Source organism: Oribacterium sp. KHPX15, from assembly GCF_900107835.1.
Lineage (GTDB): Bacteria > Bacillota > Clostridia > Lachnospirales > Lachnospiraceae > Oribacterium.
Genome location: NZ_FNRG01000001.1, coordinates 78,389 through 104,031, shown reverse-complemented (window position 1 = coordinate 104,031; position 25,643 = coordinate 78,389). Strand labels below are relative to the sequence as shown.

17 protein-coding genes are annotated in these 25,643 nt (G+C 44.2%); 3 read left to right on the top strand and 14 right to left on the bottom strand.

Annotated elements, in window-relative coordinates:
* Window positions 1–24: 24 nt before the first annotated feature.
* The 8 genes from BLV86_RS00405 to BLV86_RS00370 form a co-directional block, all read right to left on the bottom strand.
* Window positions 25–615 carry a 3D domain-containing protein gene (locus tag BLV86_RS00405; protein WP_049962226.1) on the bottom strand — a complete coding sequence of 197 codons (591 nt, stop codon included), beginning with the start codon at window positions 613–615 and terminating at the stop codon, window positions 25–27.
* 246 nt (window positions 616–861) lie between these two features.
* On the bottom strand, window positions 862–1,878 hold the full coding sequence (gene holA, locus BLV86_RS00400; protein WP_090814725.1) for a DNA polymerase III subunit delta: 1,017 nt from the start codon (window positions 1,876–1,878) through the stop codon (window positions 862–864).
* A 101-nt stretch (window positions 1,879–1,979) separates the two neighbouring features.
* Window positions 1,980–3,422 carry a hypothetical protein gene (locus BLV86_RS17685; protein ID WP_090814724.1) on the bottom strand — a complete coding sequence of 481 codons (1,443 nt, stop codon included), beginning with the start codon at window positions 3,420–3,422 and terminating at the stop codon, window positions 1,980–1,982.
* Window positions 3,423–3,725: 303 nt separating this feature from the next.
* Window positions 3,726–5,321 carry a sodium/proline symporter gene (locus BLV86_RS00390; RefSeq protein WP_090814723.1) on the bottom strand — a complete coding sequence of 532 codons (1,596 nt, stop codon included), beginning with the start codon at window positions 5,319–5,321 and terminating at the stop codon, window positions 3,726–3,728.
* Window positions 5,322–5,583: 262 nt separating this feature from the next.
* Window positions 5,584–6,174, bottom strand: a complete 591-nt coding sequence (locus BLV86_RS00385) for a TetR/AcrR family transcriptional regulator (RefSeq protein ID WP_090814722.1) — start codon at window positions 6,172–6,174, stop codon at window positions 5,584–5,586.
* Between the two features lie 11 nt (window positions 6,175–6,185).
* Complete coding sequence (hemW, locus tag BLV86_RS00380; RefSeq protein WP_090814721.1) at window positions 6,186–7,379, bottom strand: radical SAM family heme chaperone HemW; 1,194 nt, start codon at window positions 7,377–7,379, stop codon at window positions 6,186–6,188.
* 178 nt (window positions 7,380–7,557) lie between these two features.
* Window positions 7,558–8,583: a branched-chain amino acid aminotransferase gene (locus BLV86_RS00375; RefSeq protein WP_090814720.1), complete on the bottom strand. Its 1,026-nt coding sequence runs from the start codon at window positions 8,581–8,583 to the stop codon at window positions 7,558–7,560.
* Between the two features lie 150 nt (window positions 8,584–8,733).
* The gene (locus tag BLV86_RS00370; protein ID WP_090814719.1) at window positions 8,734–10,146 is read right to left on the bottom strand and encodes a hypothetical protein; all 1,413 of its coding nucleotides are present in this window, start codon (window positions 10,144–10,146) and stop codon (window positions 8,734–8,736) included.
* Between the two features lie 492 nt (window positions 10,147–10,638).
* On the opposite strand from BLV86_RS00370, the gene lepA reads away from it, so the two are divergent.
* Window positions 10,639–12,462: a translation elongation factor 4 gene (lepA, locus tag BLV86_RS00365; RefSeq protein WP_090814718.1), complete on the top strand. Its 1,824-nt coding sequence runs from the start codon at window positions 10,639–10,641 to the stop codon at window positions 12,460–12,462.
* A 671-nt stretch (window positions 12,463–13,133) separates the two neighbouring features.
* Here the strand turns inward: lepA and BLV86_RS00355 are convergent.
* Window positions 13,134–13,952 carry a mechanosensitive ion channel family protein gene (locus BLV86_RS00355; RefSeq protein WP_044915910.1) on the bottom strand — a complete coding sequence of 273 codons (819 nt, stop codon included), beginning with the start codon at window positions 13,950–13,952 and terminating at the stop codon, window positions 13,134–13,136.
* Window positions 13,953–14,154: 202 nt separating this feature from the next.
* Here BLV86_RS00355 and BLV86_RS00350 point away from each other — a divergent pair, with 202 nt between their 5' ends.
* Together BLV86_RS00350 and BLV86_RS00345 are read left to right on the top strand one after the other, a co-directional pair.
* Window positions 14,155–16,740, top strand: a complete 2,586-nt coding sequence (locus tag BLV86_RS00350) for a DNA internalization-related competence protein ComEC/Rec2 (protein WP_090814716.1) — start codon at window positions 14,155–14,157, stop codon at window positions 16,738–16,740.
* A gap of 413 nt (window positions 16,741–17,153) precedes the next feature.
* Window positions 17,154–17,375, top strand: coding sequence for a hypothetical protein (locus tag BLV86_RS00345; RefSeq protein WP_090814715.1), 222 nt, complete (start codon window positions 17,154–17,156; stop codon window positions 17,373–17,375).
* A 72-nt stretch (window positions 17,376–17,447) separates the two neighbouring features.
* Here the strand turns inward: BLV86_RS00345 and BLV86_RS00340 are convergent, their stop codons facing one another.
* From BLV86_RS00340 to BLV86_RS00320, 5 genes are all read right to left on the bottom strand, one after another.
* On the bottom strand, window positions 17,448–19,100 hold the full coding sequence (locus BLV86_RS00340) for an ABC transporter ATP-binding protein (protein WP_090814714.1): 1,653 nt from the start codon (window positions 19,098–19,100) through the stop codon (window positions 17,448–17,450).
* 2 nt (window positions 19,101–19,102) lie between these two features.
* On the bottom strand, window positions 19,103–20,929 hold the full coding sequence (locus BLV86_RS00335) for an ABC transporter permease (RefSeq protein WP_090814713.1): 1,827 nt from the start codon (window positions 20,927–20,929) through the stop codon (window positions 19,103–19,105).
* 280 nt (window positions 20,930–21,209) lie between these two features.
* Window positions 21,210–22,628, bottom strand: a complete 1,419-nt coding sequence (locus BLV86_RS00330; RefSeq protein WP_090814712.1) for a hypothetical protein — start codon at window positions 22,626–22,628, stop codon at window positions 21,210–21,212.
* A 338-nt stretch (window positions 22,629–22,966) separates the two neighbouring features.
* Window positions 22,967–23,722: a response regulator transcription factor gene (locus BLV86_RS00325; RefSeq protein WP_090814711.1), complete on the bottom strand. Its 756-nt coding sequence runs from the start codon at window positions 23,720–23,722 to the stop codon at window positions 22,967–22,969.
* 137 nt (window positions 23,723–23,859) lie between these two features.
* The gene (locus BLV86_RS00320; RefSeq protein ID WP_090814710.1) at window positions 23,860–25,554 is read right to left on the bottom strand and encodes a sensor histidine kinase; all 1,695 of its coding nucleotides are present in this window, start codon (window positions 25,552–25,554) and stop codon (window positions 23,860–23,862) included.
* Window positions 25,555–25,643 lie beyond the last annotated feature (89 nt).

Sequence of the window (25,643 nt, the reverse complement as noted above, 5' to 3'; positions counted from 1 at the left end):
TCCAACTAAAGTATTATATCCTTATTACACCGGCACTGCCAGATACACATCTGCGTACTGCCAGCCTCTGTCGGTAACACCGGCAGCCTCTGCATAGGTATCATAGTAAACATCTATGAGATTACCCTTAACTGCTCCGCCGATATCTTCTACTGTGTAAACAGTGTCATTTATAAATACCTTTGTTCCCATAGGGATAACGCCGAGATCTGCGGCGATTGTATGATTGGCAGTTGTATATGCTCCCGAATAGGTAACTCCTGCGCCATAATATCCCGTGAGTTTGAAATTGCCGATCATATTTCCACGCTTGTAATGCGTAGTTTCCTCAGTAACAACACTTCCCACTTTCGTAACCGGTGAACTTGCTGACTGTTTAGCCGCGGCCTCAAGAGCCTTTATATGCTCCGCAAGCTGCTGTTCGGCAATCATTTCAGCCTCTATCTCTGCATCCATTTCAGAATCCGAAGTTTGAATAAGTTCATAACCCGTAACCAGAGATTCATCACTCCATTCTGTACCTGTGGGGGCTGTAGCAGCCGCCAAAGCAGAAGTTGAAACCAACGCGGTAATAAAAAACGTTGCCGCAGCTGTTTTTAGCCCTGCCATCTTCATATAATTGTTCCTCCTATGGTTATCCTTACTTAAGCTGCAGTAAAATGCACTGCCGCAGAGTGGTCATTGCTGCCTGATCAAACCAGCATACCTCTCCGTAATAAGGAATCACAATCGCCTTAAAACCAGGCGATTTTTCTACGATTTTGCAACATACGACGCTATGACCTTAATACAGCTTCAAAAAACGGTCAACTAAAATTTTTCTAAAGTTTTTTACGAAAAATGAAAGCAAAGTGGTGAATTTTACACCGTTAACAGAAGTTCCACCGCCATTCTGTCGGTCAGATTTCCGCTTTTTATGGACTCATCATATTCCAGGCATCTGCTTAAATAATCCTCGATACTTTCAAGTGAATAGTGCTTAGCCTGGTTCTGAAGTTTGCCCAGGATCCAGGGAGAAACATTAACATATTTGGCAGCTTCCTGCCCGTTCATGCCCTTTGTTACCGACTCTTTAGTAAGAAGTAGTTGGTTAAAATTTCTCCTCATAAGACTCAGTATCTTCATGGGTGCTTCCTGAAGTGTCAGCAGATCTCCGTAATACTGCATCGCCTTCTCAGTATTTCCGAGACTCATCTCTGTGATCATGTCGAAGACTCTGTCTTCAACATTCTGGGAACAGATAGTCTCCACATCCTGATCCTCTATCACGTCACGGTCTCCCGTATATGCGATCAGCTTTTCGAGCTCTGAAGCGATATTATCCATACTGTTTCCTGTTTTACCCAGGATTAGCTCCATGGTTGAATTTCTGATCTTTTTTCCGGCATTTGTGAGATATCGGGCTGCCCATCTTCCAAGCTGGGCATGATCCTGAAATCCAAGTTCACAGTCAAAACCGTTTTTCTGTATTATCTTGTATAGCTTTCCTCTTTTATCGACCTCTTTCTCGATGAACATAAGGTGAGCAGTTTCAGGAAAATGCTCAATATCATCAAGATATTTCAAAAGCTTCTCAGGCGGAGCCTTTTTGAACCACTGGCTGTCACTTACTATCACAAGTCTCCCGTTATTATCCCCGAAAGTAAAAGGAATGGTATTTAAAATGTCTATCAGTTCATCCACATCCGGCGCGCCATCAAAGAAGTTATATGCCATTCCATCTTCTCCTCCGAAGGCTTTACGGAAAGCTTTTTTATAGGAAAGCTTCAGAAATTCCTCCTCACCGTAAAGAAGATAATAGGGCTTGAAATCTCCGCTTTTAAGGTCAGTTCCTAGCTGCTGATAATCATTTTCGTTTTCTTTTTTCTTGTATGCCATATATACCCCGATGAATCATGATTTTCATAAATCTTATAAAAGTATATCTCCCGCTTATGACTTAACACAAGCGGGAGATTGCCAAAATATATTATGTTGACTTATTTGAAGCTTACAGAATTGAGGATCTTGTCACCCATGGTTCCGTCGCTGAGATCCACTCTTACTATACCGATAGATACAGCATGAGTATCATCAAGCTGGGCAAGGTACTCTGTCCATTCATAACCTATGTTCTTGTAGGTGCGTCCCTTAAAGGTCTTTCCACCGATTTCACGGTCATCGATGTCCTTGTAGTTCTCGAATTTCTCCTTATAGGTATCAAACTTATCCAGGTTTTCTTCAACTTTAAACTGGATAAATCCTGCCCCGAAAGAGTTAATGTCTTCGTTCTCTACAAGATGCGCCTTCTTCTCATCATAAGCCCATCCTGAGTCAGGAATCTGCATACCGACCTTAACAATGTCATCCTTATTTCCCCATGGAGTTATCTCTATGGTGAAGTCCTTCATCTTGGCATTGGCAGTTGCTGCTTTATCTGCATCACTTGCCTCAGCCTTAACTGCATCAAGATACTTTGCTTCTGCATCTGATCCGCTGAAACCGCTGGTGTTAAAGCTGCTTACACGATAAACACCGGGCTCCTTCGCTGCATCCTTCTCATCAAAGTTAACATAGATAAAGTGATTTGAGTCATCCTTGGAAATCCACTTATAGTAACGCTTGTTGCGCTGCATGTGGTCTGAATACTCTTCCTTGTCAAACTCACCCTCTACTCCGAAATGATCTGCCAGATCTTCATAAGTAAGATTGAAAACATCCTTTGCAACCTTATTGAGCCATACATAGCCCTTCTGAAGATCTTCTTCGCTTACCAAACCGTCTCCGGAAGCAACTCCGTCAGGAACCTTCTTTCCGGAATCTGCGGCTGCTTCTGTTTCGGAAGCATTATCCTTCGCTTCTGTTGTTTCCTTAGCTTCCTCGGTCTCGTCTTTACTCTCGGATGCCTCTGTTGCAGCAGTCTCTGCAGGAGTTGATCCGTCATCACGCACCATGGTGTAATGAGCCACATCCTGCATATCAAGCTTCAATGTATCGCCTTCAAGCACATAAGGATACTTTGTTGTGCCGTAAACAGTGATCTCACCGGGTTCCCAGGTTATATCCAGAAGGCTGTGGAACAGATTGAACTTTCCGGTTCCGTCCTTATAGAGCTCCAGATATGTGTCGCCCATACCTGCTTCAACCAGCATCTCATGAGTTACCGGATGTCCGCCCGCTTCATACTCATAGATTATAAATTTACCTACATCAGCGCTGTCTGCCTCGGCCTTTTTCTCAGCCTCTGTTGCCGCTTCTGTAGCTGCCTCTGTTTCTGCTTTTTTCTCGGTTTCTTTTTCCTTAGCTGCCTCAGTTGCTGCAGCCTTTGTCTCTGCCGCTGTTGTTGCTGCTGTTTCGGTTTCCTTCGAACCGCCGCCACAAGCCACAAGCATTGACATGGATCCTGCGATGATCATCGCCATCAATAGGTGTCTCTTTCTCATAATGCCCCTCCTTGTTAAAAGCTTTCATTAATACTCTGTAAAATATTTTATTCTTTAATCGCCATAAAGTAAATAATATTTCCTAATCATTCCAAATCCTGAAAGACCGGTTCCGCCGGGGCACATGAAGGTCAGAGCCGGTGGGCATCCATCATAAACCGGGTCGCCCGGTCGGGAAAATCCAAAGTCTGAACTCTAAGTGGTTCTATGCAGCTATCAATCAGAACAGGCAGTCCGTGCAACAAAAAAACGCCGGAGATGGACACATATGTCCAATCCCCGGCGGGCTGTTTTTATTTTTTATCAGATTTCCGCATCTGCAAGCTTTGCTTCTGAAAACGCTGCGCTGTTCTCGCCTTTGCACTTTTTAACTACGAGGTCGAAGGTATCCTGGATTTCCTTTGCAGGCTCGAAGGTCACCTTGGAAACTGCAACGTCTGCAACAAATGCAACTACAAATGCAGGAAGAAGCTCATAGATTGCGAATGCACCGCCCATAGGAGCAACAAGGAACTTCCAGATAAATACCATTGCGCCGCCGGCAAACATTCCTGCTGTTGCACCGCCGCGTGTACTCTTCTTCCAGAAAAGAGCAAGGATCATAACCGGTCCGAAAGCTGCTCCGAAACCTGCCCATGCGAAGGATACTACTCTGAATACGCTGCTGTTTGGATTCCATGCAAGGAAAAGAGCAATGATAGCTATAGCCACAACTGTTCCTCTTGCAACCTTCATAGAAGTCTTATCATCCATCTTGATGTGGAGGAAGTCTCGCAGAAGATCCTCTGACATAGAACTGGATGCCGCAAGGAGCTGTGAATCTGCGGTTGACATGGTTGCCGCAAGAATTCCCGCCATGATAACACCTGCAACGATTGCAAAGAATACACCATTCTTACCCATAAGATTTGCGAGGCAAATGATGATAGTCTCAGACTCTGACCCGGTTGTAAGGAACGGGATCTCTCCCGCTACAGATACACTGTAGCCGATGATACCGATAAATACAGCAACCAGCATGGAAAGCAGAGCCCATACGGAAGCGATACGTCTTGAGATCTTAATCTCCTCAGGATTTCTGATAGCCATGAATCTGAGAAGGATATGAGGCATACCGAAGTATCCAAGTCCCCATGCAAGAGTGGATATAACAGGAAGAATTCCGAAGCTTCCGGCTGTTCCCGTAGCCGCATCGTAGCCCTGTGAAAGATTGAGATATCCGGGAAGCTCCTTGGCATTATTGATAACAGTGCCGAGTCCGCCTGCGCAGGATATACCGAATACAATGATAATGCAAAGAGCCACAGTCATTACGATGGACTGGATAAGGTCGGTGGTTGATACTGCCATGAATCCGCCCATAACTGTATAACCAATGATAACAACCGCACCAAGTACCATTGCCATATGATAGTCCCATCCAAAGAGACTGTTAAATAATGTTCCTACCGCCTTAAACCCTGATGCTGTATACGGAATAAAGAAAATAAGAATTACAATAGCTGCAAGGCAGGATAATGTATTTCTGTTATCATCATATCTCTTTGAGAAGAACTGCGGCACCGTGTTGGCTCCGATGGTTTCCGAATAAACACGAAGTCTCTTTGCCACAAACAGGAAATTAAGATAGGTTCCTGCCGCAAGTCCGATAACTGTCCAGCCTACCTCTGCAACACCTGCAAGATAAGCGAGTCCCGGAAGTCCCATGAGAAGATATGAACTCATATCCGAAGCCTCGGCACTCATAGCTGTAACTATAGGATTAAGCCCTCGTCCTCCAAGATAAAAATTGGCGGTGTCAGATGCAGATCCCTTTTTGCTGAAATAAACACCTATCCAAATTGTGATTCCAAGATAAGCAATGATTGACAGTAAAATAAAAATACTTTCGCTAGTCATACTTTTCTCCCTTTCTTTATGGGAATGTCTCAATACGAAATCTATTCCCATGAATTATGATTTGCTTTGTACTATAGCATAACTTCCGATAGACTAAAATGCAGAACGGAGTATAGACCAAAGTCCATACTCCGTTAATACAATTATATGATTATTAGCGTAAATACGTTAATTTTTATATAGACTAAATATAGTTCAAACCAAAGTCCAATAAAAGAAATTTTTTAAAACCTTCAACAGTCAAAGAAGTTTGGCTTACGAATCACTTTGAAATTCTATATCCATTAAGGAACATTGGCATAAGTCTGTCTGCATTTCTGATGAGAGAATACTCCCCGTCCTCAAGGCACCAGTCATATAATAGCGCTCTTTCAAACATGGCATAATCATTTACGATCTGGTTGGCAGCTATGTCATCCCTGACTTCTCCCTTTGCCTGCCCTTCCTTCACAATCTGCTTCAGCACCTTGAAATACGCCCTTTTTCTGTCAAGCAAATGCTTCTCTCCATGGGTTATAAGCTGCGAGGAAAACAGTCTTGTCAGAAGCTCAACAGATACCGATGAATCAATCAGTTCATAGAGAACATGATTGAGATAAATAAGCTTATCTATGGCATGCATCTCGGGATCCATGGTTTTCTCAAGTTCTTCATACTTATCATCAAAGAGGATATTGAGAGAGCCGAGAAGTGCGTCCTTCCCTTCAAAATAATGATAAAAGGACCCCTTCGAGGTACCGGATTCAAAGACAATGTCATCGACGGTAGTGTCCTCATACCCCTGCTCATAAAATAGCTTCCATGCCGCAGATACTATCTTCTGTTTTGTATTTCTGCCATTCTTTTTCGCCATAATGTCGCCTTTCAATCCAACAGAAAATCACTCAAAATTACATTGGACACATCCATGCCATGGTCCGAAAAGCGGTAACGGTATCCCTCATGCAGGATCAGTCCCTGACTCACATACTGCGAAAGCTTATCTCCGAACACGCTCATTATATCCACCTGAAATCTTGTTTTAAACTCAACCTCAGAAACGCCTTCTATACGCCGAAGTCCCAGGAACATAAATTCTTCCATCTGCTCATTTCTGTCGAGAACCTGTACATCTGTGTGAAGCTCTGCCCAGCCGTTCTTCATATCCATATGGAAATTAAGCTCCATATACTTCTTAAAATCTCTTGTGTTATTCCAACGACGATTATCGTAGTAAGAAGCTGCTCCCAGTCCGAAGCCAATGTACTCGACATTGGACCAGTAACCATAATTATGTCTGCACTCAAAGCCCGGCTTAGCGTAGTTTGAAACCTCATAGCGTTCAAACCCGTACTTCCCGGTTATAGTCCGGGTTATCTCATCAATTGCAGACGCTGTCTCCTCTCCCGGAAGAGGAAGCTGACCGGCATTATACATATCATAAAAAGGGGTGCCCTCTTCAATTATGAGGTTGTAAATGGACACATGCTCCGGCTTAAGCATTAGCACATGCTTCAGAGTATCCTGCCATGACTTTTCCGTCTGCCCCGGAATATCATTCATAAGGTCAATGTTTATATTCCCGAATCCTTCCATCCTTGCATTCTGGAAGCACTTGAGAAAATCCTCATAGATATGTATACGGCCAAGGGTCTTAAGCTCCCGGTTATCGGCGGATTGCAGTCCGATAGAAAGTCTGTTTATACCTGCATTTTTGTATAGTGTAAATTTGTAGGCCAATGTTGACGCCGGATTGCATTCAATAGTAATCTCAGCATCCTCCCTTACGCGAAAATGCTGTCTTATGGTTTTCATGATCCTCACTATATGTTTCGGATCAATAAGAGACGGAGTACCTCCCCCTATAAAGATGGTTGATATCTCCCGCTCTGATGGAATTTTTTTCGATATGAGTTCTATCTCCCCGCAAAGCTTGTCAACATATTCACTGTGCTCCTGCTCCCGGGCCGGAAAGGACAGAAAATCGCAATAATTACACTTCTTCGCGCAGAAGGGAATATGTATATACAGCTCAAGTTGTTTCTTGTCTGTTGGGTCAATGATCTTTGTTTCAAGCATGATGCACCTGTTAGATTAATTGATTTTTGGAAGCATTATCGCACATCTCGCAGCAAAGCTGTTCGATGTAGTCAGCTTCCAAACACATGCTCGTATCGGCACGGCATGCACTTGAAAGCATTATCGCACAAAAGAAAGCCTGCCGCAACGCGACAGGCTTAGTAATATAACATTATTATCAGCAAACGTGGTGGATCCAGCCTTCAGGTGCCTCGATCTTTCCGCTCTGGATACCGGTGATGGTGCTGTAAAGCTCGCCGATAACCTCGCCGGCCTTTTCCATACCTGATGGAAGAAGGATTTCTTCATCACCGTTAACGATACGGCCAACAGGCGAGATAACTGCTGCTGTTCCGCAGAGACCGCACTCCTTGAAGCCCTTGATCTCCTCGAACTTAACAGGTCTTTCATCAACAGTAAGATGCAGATAATGCTCTGCGATATAAACGATTGAACGTCTTGTGATGGAAGGAAGGATAGACGGTGACTTAGGAACTACAAGCTTGCCATCCGCATCAACGAAGATAGCATTGGAACCGCCTGTCTCTTCAACATAACTTCTTGTTGCCGGGTCAAGATAAAGATTCTCGGCATAACCTGCCTGGTGAGCAAGTACTGATGAATGAAGACTCATTGCATAGTTAAGTCCTGCCTTGACAGAACCTGTTCCGCGAGGTGCTGCTCTGTCGAAATCAGATACAAGGATAGCGATAGGTGTTGCGCCGCCCTTATAGTAAGGACCTACAGGAGTTGTGAAGATTCTGAACTGATACTCAGTTGCAGGCTTAACACCGATAACTACGCCTGTACCAAACTCGTAAGGTCTCAGATACAGGGAAGCTCCTGAACCATATGGAGGAACCCAGTCGATATTGGCCTTTACAACCTGATCAACGGCATCGATGAACTGCTCCTTAGGGAACGGAGGCATCTCAATTCTCTGAGCCGACTCGTAAATTCTGTCTGCATTAAGGTCGGGACGGAAGCAAACTACTGAACCATCCTCCCAGGTATAAGCCTTTAAGCCTTCGAATACCTGCTGGCAGTACTGAAGTACGCATGCTGACTCGTTAAGTGTCACATTAGGATCATCAATGAGGGCACCTGCATCCCACTTGCCGTCTTTATAATTTGAAACATATCTCTTATCAGTTACATGATAAGCGAAACCGATATTTGCCCAATCAAGGTTCTTTTTAGCCATATCCGTAATCTCCTTTCACAACACTTTTATGTTGTTTTCTCAGTAAAGTATAGTCTCAAAAAAGCTCTATTTCAACGAGATAAAATACATAAAAATATTATAGAAGTTATAATCGGAGATTATTTTTATGTTTTATATCCAAACTCGCGGTTATATCTGCTGCTGCGCATTACCTGACATAGTCATGGGTGCCATGGCTGTAAGTCCCGCATTTTGTCCCGTGGTGTTTGCCGTGATATCGGCCTTCTGCTGCATCATGACTGAAGACGGATTCATATCAAGACTGTAGATAATGTATGTAATTGCCCATTCCGAAACATTTACAGGAATGCTGAGAACTCCGTCCATGCTGCAAACCACATCCGCCGTGTCGCCATTGTTTAAGATAACTCTGTATGTAATACCATTCTTAACATCAGCGGTTACAGGAACATTTAAAGTGCCAACTTCCATGCCGTCAAATGCATGCTTGAAATCGATGGTTCCTGTACCCTTGATATTCTCTGTGCCTAAGGTCTGAACCCCTGCTGCTGCAAAATTGCACATTGCTTCCGGTGTACTGAGTGACTCGGTATATTTCGAAAGGTCCACCGAAAGTAAACCGTCGCCAAGTGAAGGAGTAACTGCAGGGTCCATAACAGCTGCATTGTTATTGGCTGCTTCACCGTTTGCCCGAGATATCATAGTCCATTGATTTGTAACCGGATTAACATTTACATCCGCTTTATAGTCATCCTGATTGTCATGTTCCGGTTCTACATTTATCACAGGTTTCGAGGCATCAGGAATAGAAAGCTTGATGTTTAACCCTGATTTAACCTCAAGTGTCCAGGTTCCGTCGCCGTTATCGAAAGCTTTCACATATTTATCGTATTCTGTCGGAATGCTGAAGTGTTCAATCTTAAAACCATCATTGGGAGTTATTTTAATAGTAGTTGAGGATTGAGTTGTTCCGGTTGTCCCAAGCCAGTTACCATCATAATCTTCGCTGGTTGCAAACTTACCGCCTTGATGAGTGGTATTTCCGCCGCCTGTGATGGAAACCGAGAAGTATTCTGTTCCGATGTTCTTTGTGACTTTTCCTCCCAGGTTGTAAACAGTACCGTTATTCTCGGCGATGGTTCCTCCGGCGTAGTTTCCCACAATTCCGTCGAAAGCATTATCGATAACTTTGCCTTTATTCTCCAGTATCTTACCGGTGTTAATGTATACGGTTCCGTTGTTTGTGCTTACAACACCATAGTTTCCGCCAAATTCCTCACTGCCGATGTCGCCATTATTTGTTGCGACGTTACCGAAGTTCTCGTCCACAAGTCCGGTGTTTGTACCTACGTCTTTATGATTACCGCCAATGTAGCCGTCGTTCTCTGTCACCTCTCCGTAGTTGTAGATAATGCCCTGGTCGTAGTCATCTGACTGGTTCTTATCAACCGTACCATAGTTTCTGATTATTACGCCCTGATTGGTTTCAACTTTGTTGGCGTTAGCTATGACTACTGCATCAGAATAATTGTTTTTTACCAATCCATAGTTGTTGCCGATGAGGCCGCTGTTATCTACCACAACGCCCTTTTTGGCATTGTTTTCAACGCCTGCGTAAAACTCCCCTTCTTCAAGTCCATAGGCACTATTGGAATATACTACACCGTTGTTGGTTCCGACGTAACCAAACTTGCTGCTTTCCTGAAATTCCTTCTCATAATCAACTTCCTTTCGTAAAACTCAATCAGATTTTTCTTCACGTTCCGTTTCTTCTGATCTGCTGCATTAATATACTCAGATAAACACAATCTTCCTTGTCTATTTAATCGTCAAAAAAATCAAAAAGAAAAGCAGAAAATATACATTATTGTTATTTTTTTATCCAAGCATACTCAGGTACAGAATCAATCATTATATTGGCAAATCCACATACTTTATGATAGGATATTTGAACGAAAACGAAGAAATATACCCGAACTGCATGTTTGGGAACGCGGTCAGAATCGTAGCCTGCTTGAATGCGGACGACCGATATCCGGATCGCTTACATTAACACATTTATAAAGGAATAACATGGCAGAAAATATAAACGTTGATCAGTCAAGAATCAGAAATTTTTGTATCATTGCGCATATCGATCACGGCAAGTCAACATTGGCAGACCGTATCATCGAAATGACGGGCACTCTTACGGCGAGAGAGATGCAGTCCCAGGTGCTGGATAACATGGACATCGAGAGGGAGCGCGGTATCACCATCAAGTCTCAGACCACCCGCGTTATCTATACTGCGAAGGATGGAAAGGAATACACCCTGAACCTCATCGATACTCCGGGACACGTTGACTTTAACTATGAGGTTTCCCGTTCCCTTGCGGCCTGCGACGGAGCCATCCTGATCGTGGACGCAACCCAGGGTATACAGGCTCAGACCCTTGCCAATACTTACCTCGCACTTGATCACGACCTGGAGATACTTCCGGTCATCAATAAGATCGATCTTCCATCTGCAGACCCTGAAAGAGTTGCAAACGAAGTTGAAGATGTCATCGGCATCGAGGCTCTTGACGCACCCCGGATTTCAGCTAAGACAGGCGAAAATGTGGAGGAGGTTCTGGAGGCCATCGTACAGAAGCTTCCGGCTCCGGAAGGTTCACCTGACAATCCGCTTCAGGCACTTATATTCGATTCCCTTTACGACAACTACAGAGGAGTTATCATTTTCTGCAGGATAAAGGAAGGAAGAGTTAAGGTCGGAACCAGGATCAGACTTATGGCAAGCAAGGCTGAGTTTGATGTTACGGAGGTTGGCTATTTCGCTCCGGGAAGATTTATCCCCTGTGAGGAGCTCAGCGCCGGCATGGTCGGCTACATTACCGCCTCCATCAAGGATATCCGCGAGACCCGGGTTGGTGATACAGTTACGGATGCCGCAAACCCTGCAGAGAAGCCGCTGCCCGGATACAAAAAGGTTCAGTCCATGGTTTACTGCGGAATTTATCCTGCAGACACCATGCGTTACCCGGATCTCCGTGACGCCCTCGAAAAGCTTCAGCTTAATGATGCCGCCCTTCAGTACGAGCCGGAAACCTCACAGGCACTCGGCTTCGGTTTCAGATGCGGATTCCTGGGACTCCTTCATCTTGACGTAGTTCAGGAGAGACTTGAAAGAGAGTACAATCTTGATCTCGTAACCACAGCGCCTTCGGTTGTATATCATGTTTACAAAACCGACGGCACTATGATTGAGCTTTCCAACCCTGCAAACCTTCCGGATCCTTCTGAAATTGATCACATGGAGGAGCCCGTTGTAGATGCAGAGATAATGGTTACACCAGAGTTCATGGGTTCCATCATGACTCTCTGCCAGGAGAGAAGAGGTGTTTACAAGAGTACAGAATACATCGAGGCAAACCGTGCCATCCTTAAATACGATATGCCTCTTAATGAGATCATCTATGATTTCTTTGATGCCATAAAGTCAAGATCCAAGGGATATGCGTCCTTTGACTATGACCTGAAGGGATATCAGACCAGTAAGATGGTGAAGCTTGATATACTTGTAAACCGTCAGATCATTGATGCCCTCAGTTTCATAGTTCACGCGGATTCTGCTTACGAGCGCGGAAAGAAAATGTGCGAGAAGCTGAAGAACGAAATCCCGAGACAGCTCTTTGAGATTCCTATCCAGGCTGCCATCGGCGGACATATTCAGGCCAGAGAGACTGTTAAGGCCCTTCGTAAGGACGTGCTAGCCAAGTGCTACGGCGGAGACATTTCCCGTAAGAAGAAGCTTCTTGAGAAGCAGAAGGAAGGAAAGCGCAGAATGCGCCAGTTCGGTAATGTCGAGATCCCGCAGAGCGCATTTATGTCAGTGCTGAAGCTGGATTCGGAATAAGAGATAGAAGTAGCATTTCTGAGTTCGACCTCCAGGGTTCAGACCTGAAATAACATAATCATGACTCAAATCAGAGAATAGCGAAATGCGGTCAAGCAAAAAGTCCGGAGGCTATGACTCAATTTGGAAAATTATCTTATTGCAGTCAAACAATCAGCCCAGAGACTATGACCCAATTTGGAAAATCATCTCATTGCAGTCAAACAATCAGCCCGGAGGCTATGACTCAATTTGGAAAATTATCTTATTGCAGTCAAACAATCAGCCCGGAGACTATGACTCAATTTGAAGAATTATCCCATTGCAGTCAGATTCTGTCTGTAGCATATATGACTCATATCGAAGAACCACTAATCGTGGTCAAGAACGATAAACTGAGGCAATGACTTATATTGAGGAAAGACGGATTGCAGTCACGCAGACCCGAAAGCTTCAAGTTTATGAAAGCCTGTCAGAGTACATTCCGAATAATTATTATCTGATTATTGCTTGAAAAAAATAAATGAGAGCTTAGCAAACCAGCTAAGCTCTCTCGTCTTCTTTTAATGCTTCATATTTCTGAATGCTGCATTTTCCAATCTTACAAAGAAATATAATCTTTCAAAAATTTACAATCATCCAAAGATTTACAATCTTTCAAGATTTTCTATCATCCAAAGATTTGCAATCTCTCAGTTCTGCACCGTCACCATCTTCACTGCCGGTGTTGAAACTCCCGCAGCGCCGAAGGCCTTGGTAATCTCCTGCATGAGCTCATAGTACACTGTCCAGTAGTCACCGCTCTTAACCCAGGCTCTGGCTGTGAAGATTATGGATTCATTTGTACCGCCGTCAATGGAAGCAAACGGAGCATGGGCAGGTGAGTCTGTAAGGACTTTGGCATTGGACTTCATAGCCTCAAGAAGGATGTTCTGGATCTTTACGATGTCCTCGCCCTTTCCGGTGCTGAACTGAAGGTCCACTCTTCTAAGCTCCTCCGATGAGCAGTTGGTAATGCTCTTGTTCATGAGCTCGCCGTTAGGGATCATTATCTTCTTATTATCGTTTGTGAGAAGAGTTGTGTACATGATACTGATGGCTCTGACACTTCCCTCAACACCGTTTGCCTGGATGTATTCTCCGACACTGAAGGGTCTGAAAATGAGAAGCATAATTCCGCCGGCAATGTTGCTGAGGGCACCCTGAAGAGAAAGACCTATGGCCATGCCTGCAGAAGCAAGGATGGTGATAACCGATGCCATGGGCACTCCAAGAACGCTGATGATACTAAGCAGTAAAACGATATTAAGGACAATGTTTATGCCGCTTATAATGAAGGTTGCCACAGTCTTATCTGCGCTTCCGATGGCGTGAATCTTTTTCACCAGCTTCATGATATGACCTATTATGATGCGTCCGACAACAAAAATGATGAGTGCCAGCAGCAGTTTACTTCCCGCCTGCATACTGATAGTTGTGATCTCCGACATTACTTTTTCCACGTTAAACATAAGAACCTCCTTTTTTAGAAAAACATTTTTACACATAGAATTTCAATGATTAAAGCCTCACGAATATATTTCATTAGTTTCGATTTTATCAAAAAAAATAATATCAGTTAAGATATTTTGGCAGCCCCGTCCCTGATGGATTTCTGCAATAAATTATATCGGACCTTGCACCCCCGCCCATCTTCTGCTATGATGTGTTCCTATGAACTACAAAAGACCATTGCTTCTGATTGCGTTTGTGTTCGTACTTGGAGTGTGTGTAACAGCAAGAGAGGCAGGGCTTTTTCCTGAAATTACCGCGGGAGTTCTTTTCAGCGGTATTTTATTCCATGGTTTAAAAAGCAAGCGACTAAAGCGGGGTGCTGCGACACTCCTGTTTGTTATGTTCATATCGGGAGTCATCAGGTATCAATACTCATGCCGTACAATCGATAACTGTCAGAAACGTATTGCGGCTTTCGAGGATCTTAATGTCTCCATCAAGGGCACTGTTATAAGCCACACCTCCGGTTCCAAAAGCGAGAAAATCGTTCTTAAGGATGCTCTTCTTTCCAGCGCCTATGGCAGCTCCGAAACATTACCGGCAGATGCCTCGGAGAAAATGAGAAAGAGATATGATCAGCCGGTAGGGACTGTGATGGTATACCTTTCGAAGCAGGAGGACTCTGATGCAAAAATCTCTTACTCTGATAATCAAATTTCGCAAAATACCGGAGTAGTATTTTCAAGCGAAGAAGATCATCCTCCAAAGGACCATCAGACTTCTCAGACTGATAATTCTCTCTATACAACGGATACGGGACCTTTTCCCGGCGAAATCGTGAAGATTTACGGTACAGTCATCCCACCGGAGGGTGTTCGAAACGAGGGACAGTTTGACTTTGAACTTTACTATAGGACTCTCGGCATAAGCGGTTCCTTGTACGGTGACTGCGCTGAAGTCATAGGCGGTGAACCTGAGCCCTTCAAGGCCGGACTTCAAAGGTTCAGAAACCTGATTTGCGGTCAACTTGATGAAGTTGCCGATGAAACGGATTCGGGAATCTATAAAGCTATACTTGTAGGTGAAAAATCCGAAATGAATGAAGAAATCCGAGACCTTTATCAGGATATGGGCATCGCTCATATCCTTGCAGTGTCCGGTCTTCATCTATCCATAATCGGAGCGGGATTCTATGATCTTCTAAGACGCTTCGGCGCTTCCAAAAAGATTGCGGGAGTGGGTGGTGCAATGCTGATCCTGTCTTATGGAATCTTCACAGGAAGCTCAGGCTCTGCCATACGTGCTGTTATCATGCTACTAATGAAGTTCCTGGGAGCAGCTATCGGAAGAAGCTATGACATGCTGACTGCACTGGCACTTTCCTGCATCCTTTTGGTCATGGACGAGCCCTATATCATCTTCAGCTCCGGTTTCCAGCTTAGCTTTATGGCGGTTTTTGCCTTGGGTATCGGCAACCTTTTGCCTCATCCTAAAAACAGCTTTTTAAACGGTGTCTATATGTCTCTGTTTTTACAGATCATGACTCTGCCCGTTATCCTGTATCACTTTTTCAGATTCCCATTATACGGACTTTTACTTAATCTCATCGTCCTGCCGCTGATGAGTTATGTAGTTTACAGCGGGCTTCTGGCAGTGACATTATCCTTCTTTTCAGTGATGCTCGGAATAGCTTCGATTGGGTTTGGACACTATACTCTCAGGTTCTATAACAACCTGTGCATCGCGATGAAAGAGATACCTTATTCCTCACTTCTTCTGGGAAGACCGGATATCCGAAGCATCATAGTCTACTATTCTTTGCTCAGCATACTGATTCTCACGGTACTCTATATGAAAACCCTAAAGAAAAAGAACCTCATGTCACGGCAAACAAAGCACTTGTATTCCATCATGCCTAAAATAGCTGTACTTGTTATTTTGACCGGGTGTTTTCTGCTCATAAGAAAGCCACCCTCCGGTCTCGAGATAACCGCCATTGACGTAGGTCAGGGAGATGGGCTGGTCATAAGATATGAGGATATGGTGATAACCGTTGACGGTGGGTCAACCTCGGAAAAAAAGCTGTCCGAGGATATGCTGATACCCTACTTCGAGTCCCAGGGAATAGATTTGATCGATATAACCTTTATCACCCACTGCGATTCTGATCATTACAGCGGCATACTATATCTTCTTGAAGAAAGCGATGAGATACAGATCAAAGAATTGGTGCTGCCTTTGCCTGCGGAAAGTGACGAAAGATATGAGAAGCTGAAAAATGCCGCACTGGCAAAAGATACCCAAATACGATATTTCGGTGCAGGCAGCAAACTTAAGCTTAAGGATCTGGAGCTAACCGGCCTTTATCCTCTGACCAGCGAATACATCGAAGAAGCCAACAGTCACTCCATCGGCATGCTTTTAAACTACCGAAATTTCAGCATGCTTTTTACAGGCGACATGGATAAGGAATGCGAATACAAAATGCTTGACTACGCTGATGGATTGTTATCCGATCAAATCATCGAAACCCCAGATATTGATATCCTCAAAGTCGGTCATCATGGAAGCTCCACAAGCACATCTGAAGAACTTCTTGATTTCATGACCCCCGAAGTTGCTATCATGAGCTACGGAAACAATAACAGATACGGTCATCCTCATAAGGAGACACTAGAAATACTGAAAAGCCATGACGTCAAAATCCTCGAAACAGTGAAAAACGGAGAGGTACAGATCACAAGCGATGGAAAAAGCTATAAAGTGATTTATCCGATAAACCATAACAAAGTCATACCACCATAATTAATGGATTGAACCATATTTTAGCAAAGATTGAGAGGACATTACGGTTATGTTATACTTCTAACTAAGAAGGAGTCCTTTTTAGAAAAACAGAGGGAGTCCTTCGGGACTTTCTCTAACTTGAAATCATCAAATGTTAGAGAGGTTTATATTTTGAAATTTACAGATTTACCGATAGATTCTAATGGGTTTCCTTTTTCAAGGCCCCGTTTTTGGCTTGCCCCAAAAGAGTATCGTAAAATATGTTCTGAAATCAATCAAATCTATTATGCGCAGTACTGCAAAAAACGCATTGCGGCGCATATATCGTTTGGCATTGATGGCAGACCATATACCTATTGGTTTGAGAATCACGGATTCAATGACTACAATATTTATCAAAGGGTATATGATGGTGATTAAGGAGGAAAAAAATGGAAGAATTTGCAATTCGTTTAAACAATGTAGAAGATTCTTATTACAGTTTTATAGTTGCAGTACTGACATATGTAAAAAAGAAGGAATCACGTCTTAAAGCCGTAGAAGGCTTCATGAATGAAAACCCAAACGCTTTAACATCAGATATACTTGAATTTATTTCTGATCAGGATGATTTCTATGAAGATGCTGCTCCTGCAAGATCAGAAGCAAGTTGACACCATTAATAGTTCCATTTAAGCAGCCTCGGGGGCAATCCCCGAGGCTGCTTCTTTACAAAAAATAATCTATTATCCTTTTATCCTGAGACTTCCGTTAGCGATAAGTCTTCCGGATCTTCTGTCGAAAAGAAGGATGTTCTTTCCTGTGATTTCGATTCTCTCCTTCTGGCCGATCTGGTAGATCATGCCGCCGAAGATAACACCTGTGAGAAGGAAATCACCGATCTTAAGCTTGAGGGTAGACTCCATACCTGTAGGCATGGCACCATAAACTGTAGCCTCGATGCTGCCATCCTCTTCGATATCTATAGCTTCAGGTCTGATACCGATAACGTAATCTTCGTCTGTGATCACAGGCTCATCAAGAAGGCTGTCATCCTGCTCGGTAACCTTCTGGATATGATACTTGAAAACCTCATCCTTGTTGGTCTTTTCAACCGCACCCTTGCGGCTGAGCCTCTCTCTTTCAAGTTCTTCCTTTTCACGGTCTGCCTGATCTCTCTTACTTCTCCACTCAGTGATATCCATCTTTACTTCAGGAACAAATTCTGCCTTTATTCCGTCAAGGATATCTACCTCGAAGCTTCCGTCCTCCTTCTGGGTTCCCTTTGCATCAACAAAGTTCATGGAAGGATTACCTACGAAATCTGCAACGAAAAGATTTGCAGGCTTGTTGTAAACCTCAAGAGGTGCAGCATACTGCTGAAGAACACCATTGTTCACAAGACAGATTCTGGTAGCCAGAGTCATGGCCTCCATCTGATCATGAGTTACATATACGAAGGTACTTCCGGTCTCTACATGAAGTCTCTGGAGCTCATATCTCATTTCGAGACGGAGCTTAGCATCAAGGTTTGAAAGAGGCTCATCCATGAAAAGCACCTGAGGTCTCGGAGCAAGAGTTCTTGCGATGGCAACTCTCTGCTGCTGACCACCGGAAAGCTCTGCAGGATATCTGTCCATGAACATACCGATCTTAACGATTCTTGAGCATGCTCTGACTCTGGAATCAATCTCTTCCTTTGTGAGCTTTCTCTTGGTCTCCAAAACCTTGCCGCCCTGGGTTATCTCAAATTTTTCGTTAAGCTCTTTGCCTTCGCCGGCATATTTCTTCTTGATATCTTCGAGTTTTTTCTCATAATCCGCGAGCTTGCTCTGTGCTGCGGCATTAGGCTCCTGAGCCTCATGGATTTTGAGATCAAACAGCTCCTTCGCAGTAAAGATGGAAAGTGAAAATGCATCAATAAGCTTAACCAGAGCCTTCTTCTCATCCAGCTTTCCGTTTTTATCGAAGCATTCTGAAACGATCTCCTTCACCTTGTTTCCGTTCTGAAGGGATCTGATCATATCTCCTGTCTGCTTTGCTTCAATATCTACATCCGGCATCTCTTCGTTAATGTTCTTAAGTCCGAAGGAGATATTCTCATAAACCGTCATGTTGGGCCAAAGTGCATAGTTCTGGAACAGGAAGCCCACCTTACGTTTGTTTGGCGGAACATTGATTCCGGCATCAGAATCAAATACAACTGTATCTCCGATGGTGATCCTTCCTTCAGTCGGTGTTTCAAGGCCGGCTATCATTCTAAGGATAGTGGTCTTACCGCAACCTGAAGGTCCCAGAAGTGTTATGAATGAATTGTCAGGGATGTTCAGGCTTACATTATCTACACCGAAAAACTTTCCCCATCTCTTTGTGATGTTTTCCAACTTAATCTCAGGCATGATTACTTTCCTCCGATTCCACTGTCAAGACTAGCTCCTGTCAGCTTATTTACCAATGTATTGAATACCAAAATCGTCACTATCAAAATAAGGTTGATGGCACTTGAGAATGCATAAAGTCCCATCTCATCAAAGTAGTCAAGTGTTGTTGACAGGATGAAGCCCTGTGTACAGAGCAGCAGGAACAGTGACAATTCACGGAGACATGTCATAAACGGAAGCATGTATCCGCTGATGATGGATGATTTCTGGATAGGAATGATGATTTTCAACATTCTCTTTATCCATGGTGTGTTCTGAATGATGGCCGCCTCTTCCAGCTCGTTACTTATCTGAAGCATGGAGTTCAGCGAGCTTCTCGACGCGAACGGTATGTACTTAACAACACCTGCGATGATAAGCAGTGTGTAAGTATTGAACAGGTTGATGTGCTCGTTTGAGAACAGGATGAAGAATGCTGCACCAACTGCAATTGATGGCATGAGGTATGGCAGGAATGCTACATTGTTAACGTAGTTTGCCCACTTGCTTCTTCTGTTCTTGGCAACCGCATAACCTATAAGTGTTCCGATGGTACCTGCGATAAGGGCACATACCACTGCAAGGAACAGTGTTCCGAAGAATGCATGCCAGATGGTCTTGTTGTAAAGAATTCCGGACTGACCATACATTCCGTTCTCGGTAATGTTCTCATTTGTCATCCACCACTTGGTAGTGAGATGCGCCATATTTCCTGTGTAAAGGAAACTGTAGTCACCCGGGTTCGGAAGGAATGTCTCCAACGCGAAGAGGATGATAGGCCAGATACTTGTGAAGAAAGTGATCAGAATGAAGATGATTCCCACAATGTATTTTCCGGCATTTCCAATGGAAATCTTCGTAAGCTGTCCTGACTTTCCGGTTACGGTTGTATAGTTCTTACGGCTCTTCAAACTCATCTGGTTCATACCCAGGATCAGTACGCCGAATACCATCATGATGATGGCAAGGATACTTGCTTCACCGGTGTACTTACTGTTCAGTGAGATGTACTTTGTTGAAAGTGTGGTGAGGTTGAGGTAATGAGGAACCGGATAACTTCCCATGGCGCTTCCGAAAACCAGAAGGATGGTTGACAGGATAGCCGGCTTGATCATTGGCAGTGTTACCTTGAACATTATCTTCCATTTCGGAGTATCAAGTATCGTAGCTGCTTCCTCGAGGTTAGCGTCCATGTTCTTGAAGATTCCGCCGATGAGAATGTAGGCGAAGGGCGCGTAGTGAAGTCCCAGAACCATGGCACTTGGGAAGACTCCCTGACACCACCAGTGTGGGAAATAGGTATGGAATATCGCGGCGATAAGTCCGTCTGAAGTTCCCGTTACCTTGTTGCTGTAAAACATGTGCTGCCATACAACCGCCAGTGTCCACTGAGGCATGATGTATGGGAAGATGAAGATGGAGCTCAGATACTTCTTGAACTTCATGTTTGTTCTTGTGACTAAGAATGCGAACAAACCTCCGAAAAGAATCGATATGAAACAGGTGCATACCGACAGGATCACGGTGTTTAAAAGCGGTAACCAAAGATTTGTCTTAGCCAGTCTGGAAGTGAACAGATCGATGTAGTTCACTATGGTATATCCCGAAACTCTTCCGGTCAGATGCTGATCTATGGTACCGGGATGTATCTTGAAGGTGTCCTCCACGATGGCAACTATGGGTGCCACTGTACTGAATGTAAGTACTATTCCGAATAAGAGCAATATTATATTCTGGGGCTGGGAGAACCAGGTCTTCAGCGAATTCTTGAATATCGCTCCCTTATCAGGTTGAATGCGTTTTTCCATTGCCTTTCCCTCTCATTATTTCCTTCGTAACAGTTCAGACTCCGTCCCCATGGTCCACCGTCTAAACTTTTACTTTCCTTCGCCAGCCCATCTGAAATAATATCAGCGAGGGTCTGACACTTCATTTTCTTTTAACAGAAATCTGATTTTTTCCTTTAAAATAGGATGCCGCTTTTGGCAGCGACATCCTGATTAAATTATCGCCCGGGAGCACCGGATCCGGGTCAGCCTGAGCTGACATATTTACTGTCCGGATCCCTGCGCCTGCCCGCTAAGCGATTTACTGTCCCGGTGTATAACGATCAAGTACGTCGATCCAGCTTCCTACTGAGAATGATACCTCTGAGCAGTATGCAGGATCCTCGAGAACGAGCTCGCCCTCGCCTTCGCCTGTCCACCAGTCATAGCCACGGTCATTCTTTGCAGGGAACTCATCTCCGCCGCCTGTTGAATGATGATACTTCTCTTCAACTGCCTTTGATACTTCAGGGTTAGCTGAGTATCCGCCCATATCCTTGCCCCATGCATCGAATCCTTCTTCTGTACATGTCATATAAGCGATAAATGCGCATGCTGTCCATGGAAGCGGGCTGTTCTTTGTAAGGAAGAGATAATGGCAGTAGCCGTATCCGCCGATACCTGTGTAACCGTCTTCATAAGCTGCAACCTTGATGTTGTTTACAGAAACTGTTGCAGACTCTTCAACTGAACGAAGCTTTGAATAAACCAGGAGACCTGACTGATCCTTAGCTGATGCATCAACAAGTGTGTTGCATATCGGTCCGTCATCTGTCTGCTCGTTGTAGTTGCCTACCCAAAGCTTGATCCATGCAAGTGCATATGCACCGTTTGCGCCGAGTCCGAGGTCAGCTGCATCTGCCTGAACAGACTGGATTGTCGGCTCGAAATATGCCTTCTTGGTATCATCAAGCTTGTCATAAGCTGCCTTAAGCCAGTCAGCATACTTGTCTTCTGTGAGCATCATAAGGAAGTTCTTTCCGACGATCTCTGAGTCAACACCCATGAATAACGGATGTGATCCCTCGTATACGAAATCCCAGCAGTTCTTGAACTCTGCAGATCCCGTGCAGTTGTACATGAATACCTTGTTAAGTGTCTGGAGCGGAAGGAATCCTGTGTAGTCATCAGGAGTTGTTCCGTTTGCCTTTGCCCAGTCAAGCGGAACGAAGGTCTTAAGAATATCTGTGTCTACCATCTTGGACTGAATCTGGTTTCCGTCCTGGATAAGTGTCATTGCGAATGTTCCTTCACTCTTCAGTGAATCGGAAGTGAGCTGCTCAAAGATCTTGTTGTTCTTTGGCTGCTGCCACTCGAACTCCATGTTGTAAGATGGATCGATGGTCTTTAAATACTCAATGAATACAGGAAGTGCTGACTTACCGCGGCTGGAGTTTCCTACACCGTAGAAGGTCTTTCCGTTTGACTCCTCTATGGCCTTCTTTGCAAGCTCTTCAAGAGACATTGTCTGAGCCTCTGCAATGATGGCATCGATACCTGTAAGGTTCTCTGTCTTCTTCTCTTCTGTGCCGCCTGCTGCAGGAGCCTGTGTCTCTGCTGCCGCCTTTGTCTCAGCCGGTGCCGCTGCAGTTGTAGCCTGTGTTGTTGATCCGCCGCCACAGCCTGCCAGTGTTGTAGCCAGAATGGATACTGTCAGAATTGTTGATAAAATCTTTCTCACTTTTTGTCCTCCTTAAAATACGTCCCGTGCAAAACTCTTATGCTCTTTGCACATTTGTAACTCTATGTTCAATATTATAGTTGTGCAATTCTCACATCAAAATATGACTACTCTGATAAATCTTGTAAAAAAATGACATCATTTTCACAATGAAAATGATGTCATGTATAAACCTGTTATTGCACTTTGCCAAATATCTCTCACATATCCACGAGTATCTCTCCGGAAATATCACGAAATGACGGGAATCATCACCGGATATCATTTATAACACTGACTTATATTGGGTGAATTATCCGTCAGTAAAATCGTCACCGGATTATATGCGTATAACCGGATCATTCTAATCCGTGCATCTGATATTCCGAAGGAGTCTTTCCCACCAGCTTCTTAAAGGTATTGGAAAAATAGGCGATGTCCTGATATCCCACAAGATCCGCCACCTCATACACCTTGATCTTCACATCCTTAAGAAGCTCCATGGCCTTTTTGATGCGGTACTTTGTGAGATAGTTGTTTATACTGCACTCGGTTTCCGCTTTAAACAGTCTGCTGATATGTCCGTCACTTACACTGATGCTTTCGGCAAGGGCTGCCAATGTAAACTCCGGATCCTTATAGTGCTTTTCAATATACTCTATTGCCTCAAGAACATATTTGTTGCCTACCTCCGACTTATCTTTAAGCCCGAGTATATCAGGTTCCTTTTCCTGTTCTTTCATAGTCTCGAAATGCACCAGCTTCTGTATGGTGCTCTCAAGTTCTCCGTCCTCAAAGGGTTTGAGAAGATAATCAGAAGCCCCTACCCGAAGTGCCTTTCTTGCATATTCAAAGTCGCTGTAAGCAGTGAGATAGATCAGCTTTATCCCGGGATAAAGCTCCATCAGTTTTTCTCCAAGCTCCAGCCCGTCCATCTCCGGCATCCTGATGTCAGAGATCACAAGATCCGGTCTTACTTCTCCGGCTTTTTCCAGTGCTTCGGTTCCGTTTGCAGCCTCCGCCACCACCTCACAACCTATTAGTTCCCAGTCGGTTTCCTGAATGATACCACGTCTCACAAAACGTTCATCATCTACTATCATTACTTTAATCATATATCGCTCTTTCTATCTTTTCGATATCATAATTTATCAGATGAAGTGTCTTTTAATATTAGCCTTCTCATCTATCAGCTCTGGTTTTTAGCCAAAATATCTTACATATAGATATCGATCCAATCGCCCCATATCTGTCACTCATTTATTTCTCCAAATTCCAACGGCACCCTCACCGTGATCAGCGTTCCGCCTTCCTCTCTCCTTGATGCCTTAACTCCGTACTCCTTTCCGTAGTACATACGGATGATGGTATTTACATTATTGAGTCCCAGATGCCCCTTGAGGGTTTCCTCATCGTCAGTCTCCAGGGCTTTAATGTATTCGTCGGAAATGCCTTTGCCGTTATCCTCGATATCAATCTGAAGATTCTCTTCTGCAAATGCCCTGACCTTTATCCTTCCGTCCTTCTGTCCTTCCATACCGTGTATTATTGAATTCTCAACAAGGGGCTGAAGTATGAGTTTAGGGACAACAGCATTAAGCAGCTCCTCACTGACCTCAGTCTCCAGAGTGAAACAGTCATCAAATCTTATCCTCTGGATGTCGCAGTATCTCCTGATCATTTCAAGCTCTTTTTCAAGAGGCGAGAACTGCTTCCCGGAAATACTGTACCTGAGAATCCCCGCAAGAGAGGAGGCTAATGTTGCCACCTCCGACACCTGGTTTGCCTTTGCGGCCCACTTTATGGTATCGAGAGTATTGTACAGGAAGTGCGGATTGAGCTGCGCCTGCATCATGGCGATTCTGGTTTCGGTCACCTTTCTTTCCGCTCTGACCTGCTCTTCCATGGTCTCCTTGAGCTGAGTTGTCATCTTGTTGAAACCAACCGCAAGCTGCTGGAACTCATCCTCCCGGTCAAGTTCTATCTTCGTATCGAAGTCGCCTTTTCTGAACCTTTTCATGGCCCGGTAAAGCTCATTTATAGGCCTTGAGAAAAATTCACTGAATTTTGATGCTGCGATAAAGCACACAATCATACCAAACAGTACCAGCAAAAGAAGTACCCGGTATCCCGCATTAACAGCACTCTCTTCCAGCACCGGAGGTGTGATATACAGGCAGAGAAGCTCCGTTCCGGAAAGCTCGTTGAGGTAGACATTGTCCCTGATCTCTGAATTGTAGGCCCGCGAAGAAAGAAGATTTTCTCTGACCTTCGAGAGAACCATTCCGTCCTCAGCCGTGCCGATAAGACAGAAGGGTCTCAGATATTTATTTGCAAGTATGAAACCGTCACGGGCATTGATGCCATCCTTGATCTGTTCCTTTACCTGATCCTGTGAAAGCCTTATCATTATAAAGCAGGGCTCGGGGTCATCAAGTACCTTTTTCACCATAAGGAGCGACGATCCCGCATCAACTGCCGATGAGTTCAATGCATACGCCACCACATCTTTTCCCGCCTCAGCTTCTTTGAGCATCCAATAGTAATCTGAAGACATAAGGCTGCCATTACTCGTTCCGGTGCTGTAACGGCATTTGCTTCCTCTGTATAGCTCGATCACCGCAAAATTTCTGATATCTTCAGTCCCGCGATACAGTTCCGAATACACATCTATGGTATTGCTGCTTCCTGTCCGAAGTGCCTCTTTTATCACCCGACTCCGGCTCAGATTCTCCATGGCGGTCTTTGAAAGCTCCAGCATCCCGCTTATCCTGTCAGAAACAAATCTCTGCTGTTCCAGATCTCTGTTTTCATAGTCGATTCTGACTCTGGTCTGGAAGGTCTGTATGGTAAGTATCCCTCCGGGTATCACGATAAGAAGCAGTACCAAAAGAAAGACCGCAAAAATCTGCCGTTTAAAAGACTGTTTTATAAATCCAAGTCCCATGTAGGTCTGCTCCTTTCCATCTTACATGACAGGGGTTCTGTTGTTTTCGGGTGTTTTTCGTACTGTTTGTAAAATTCATTCTGCCATTT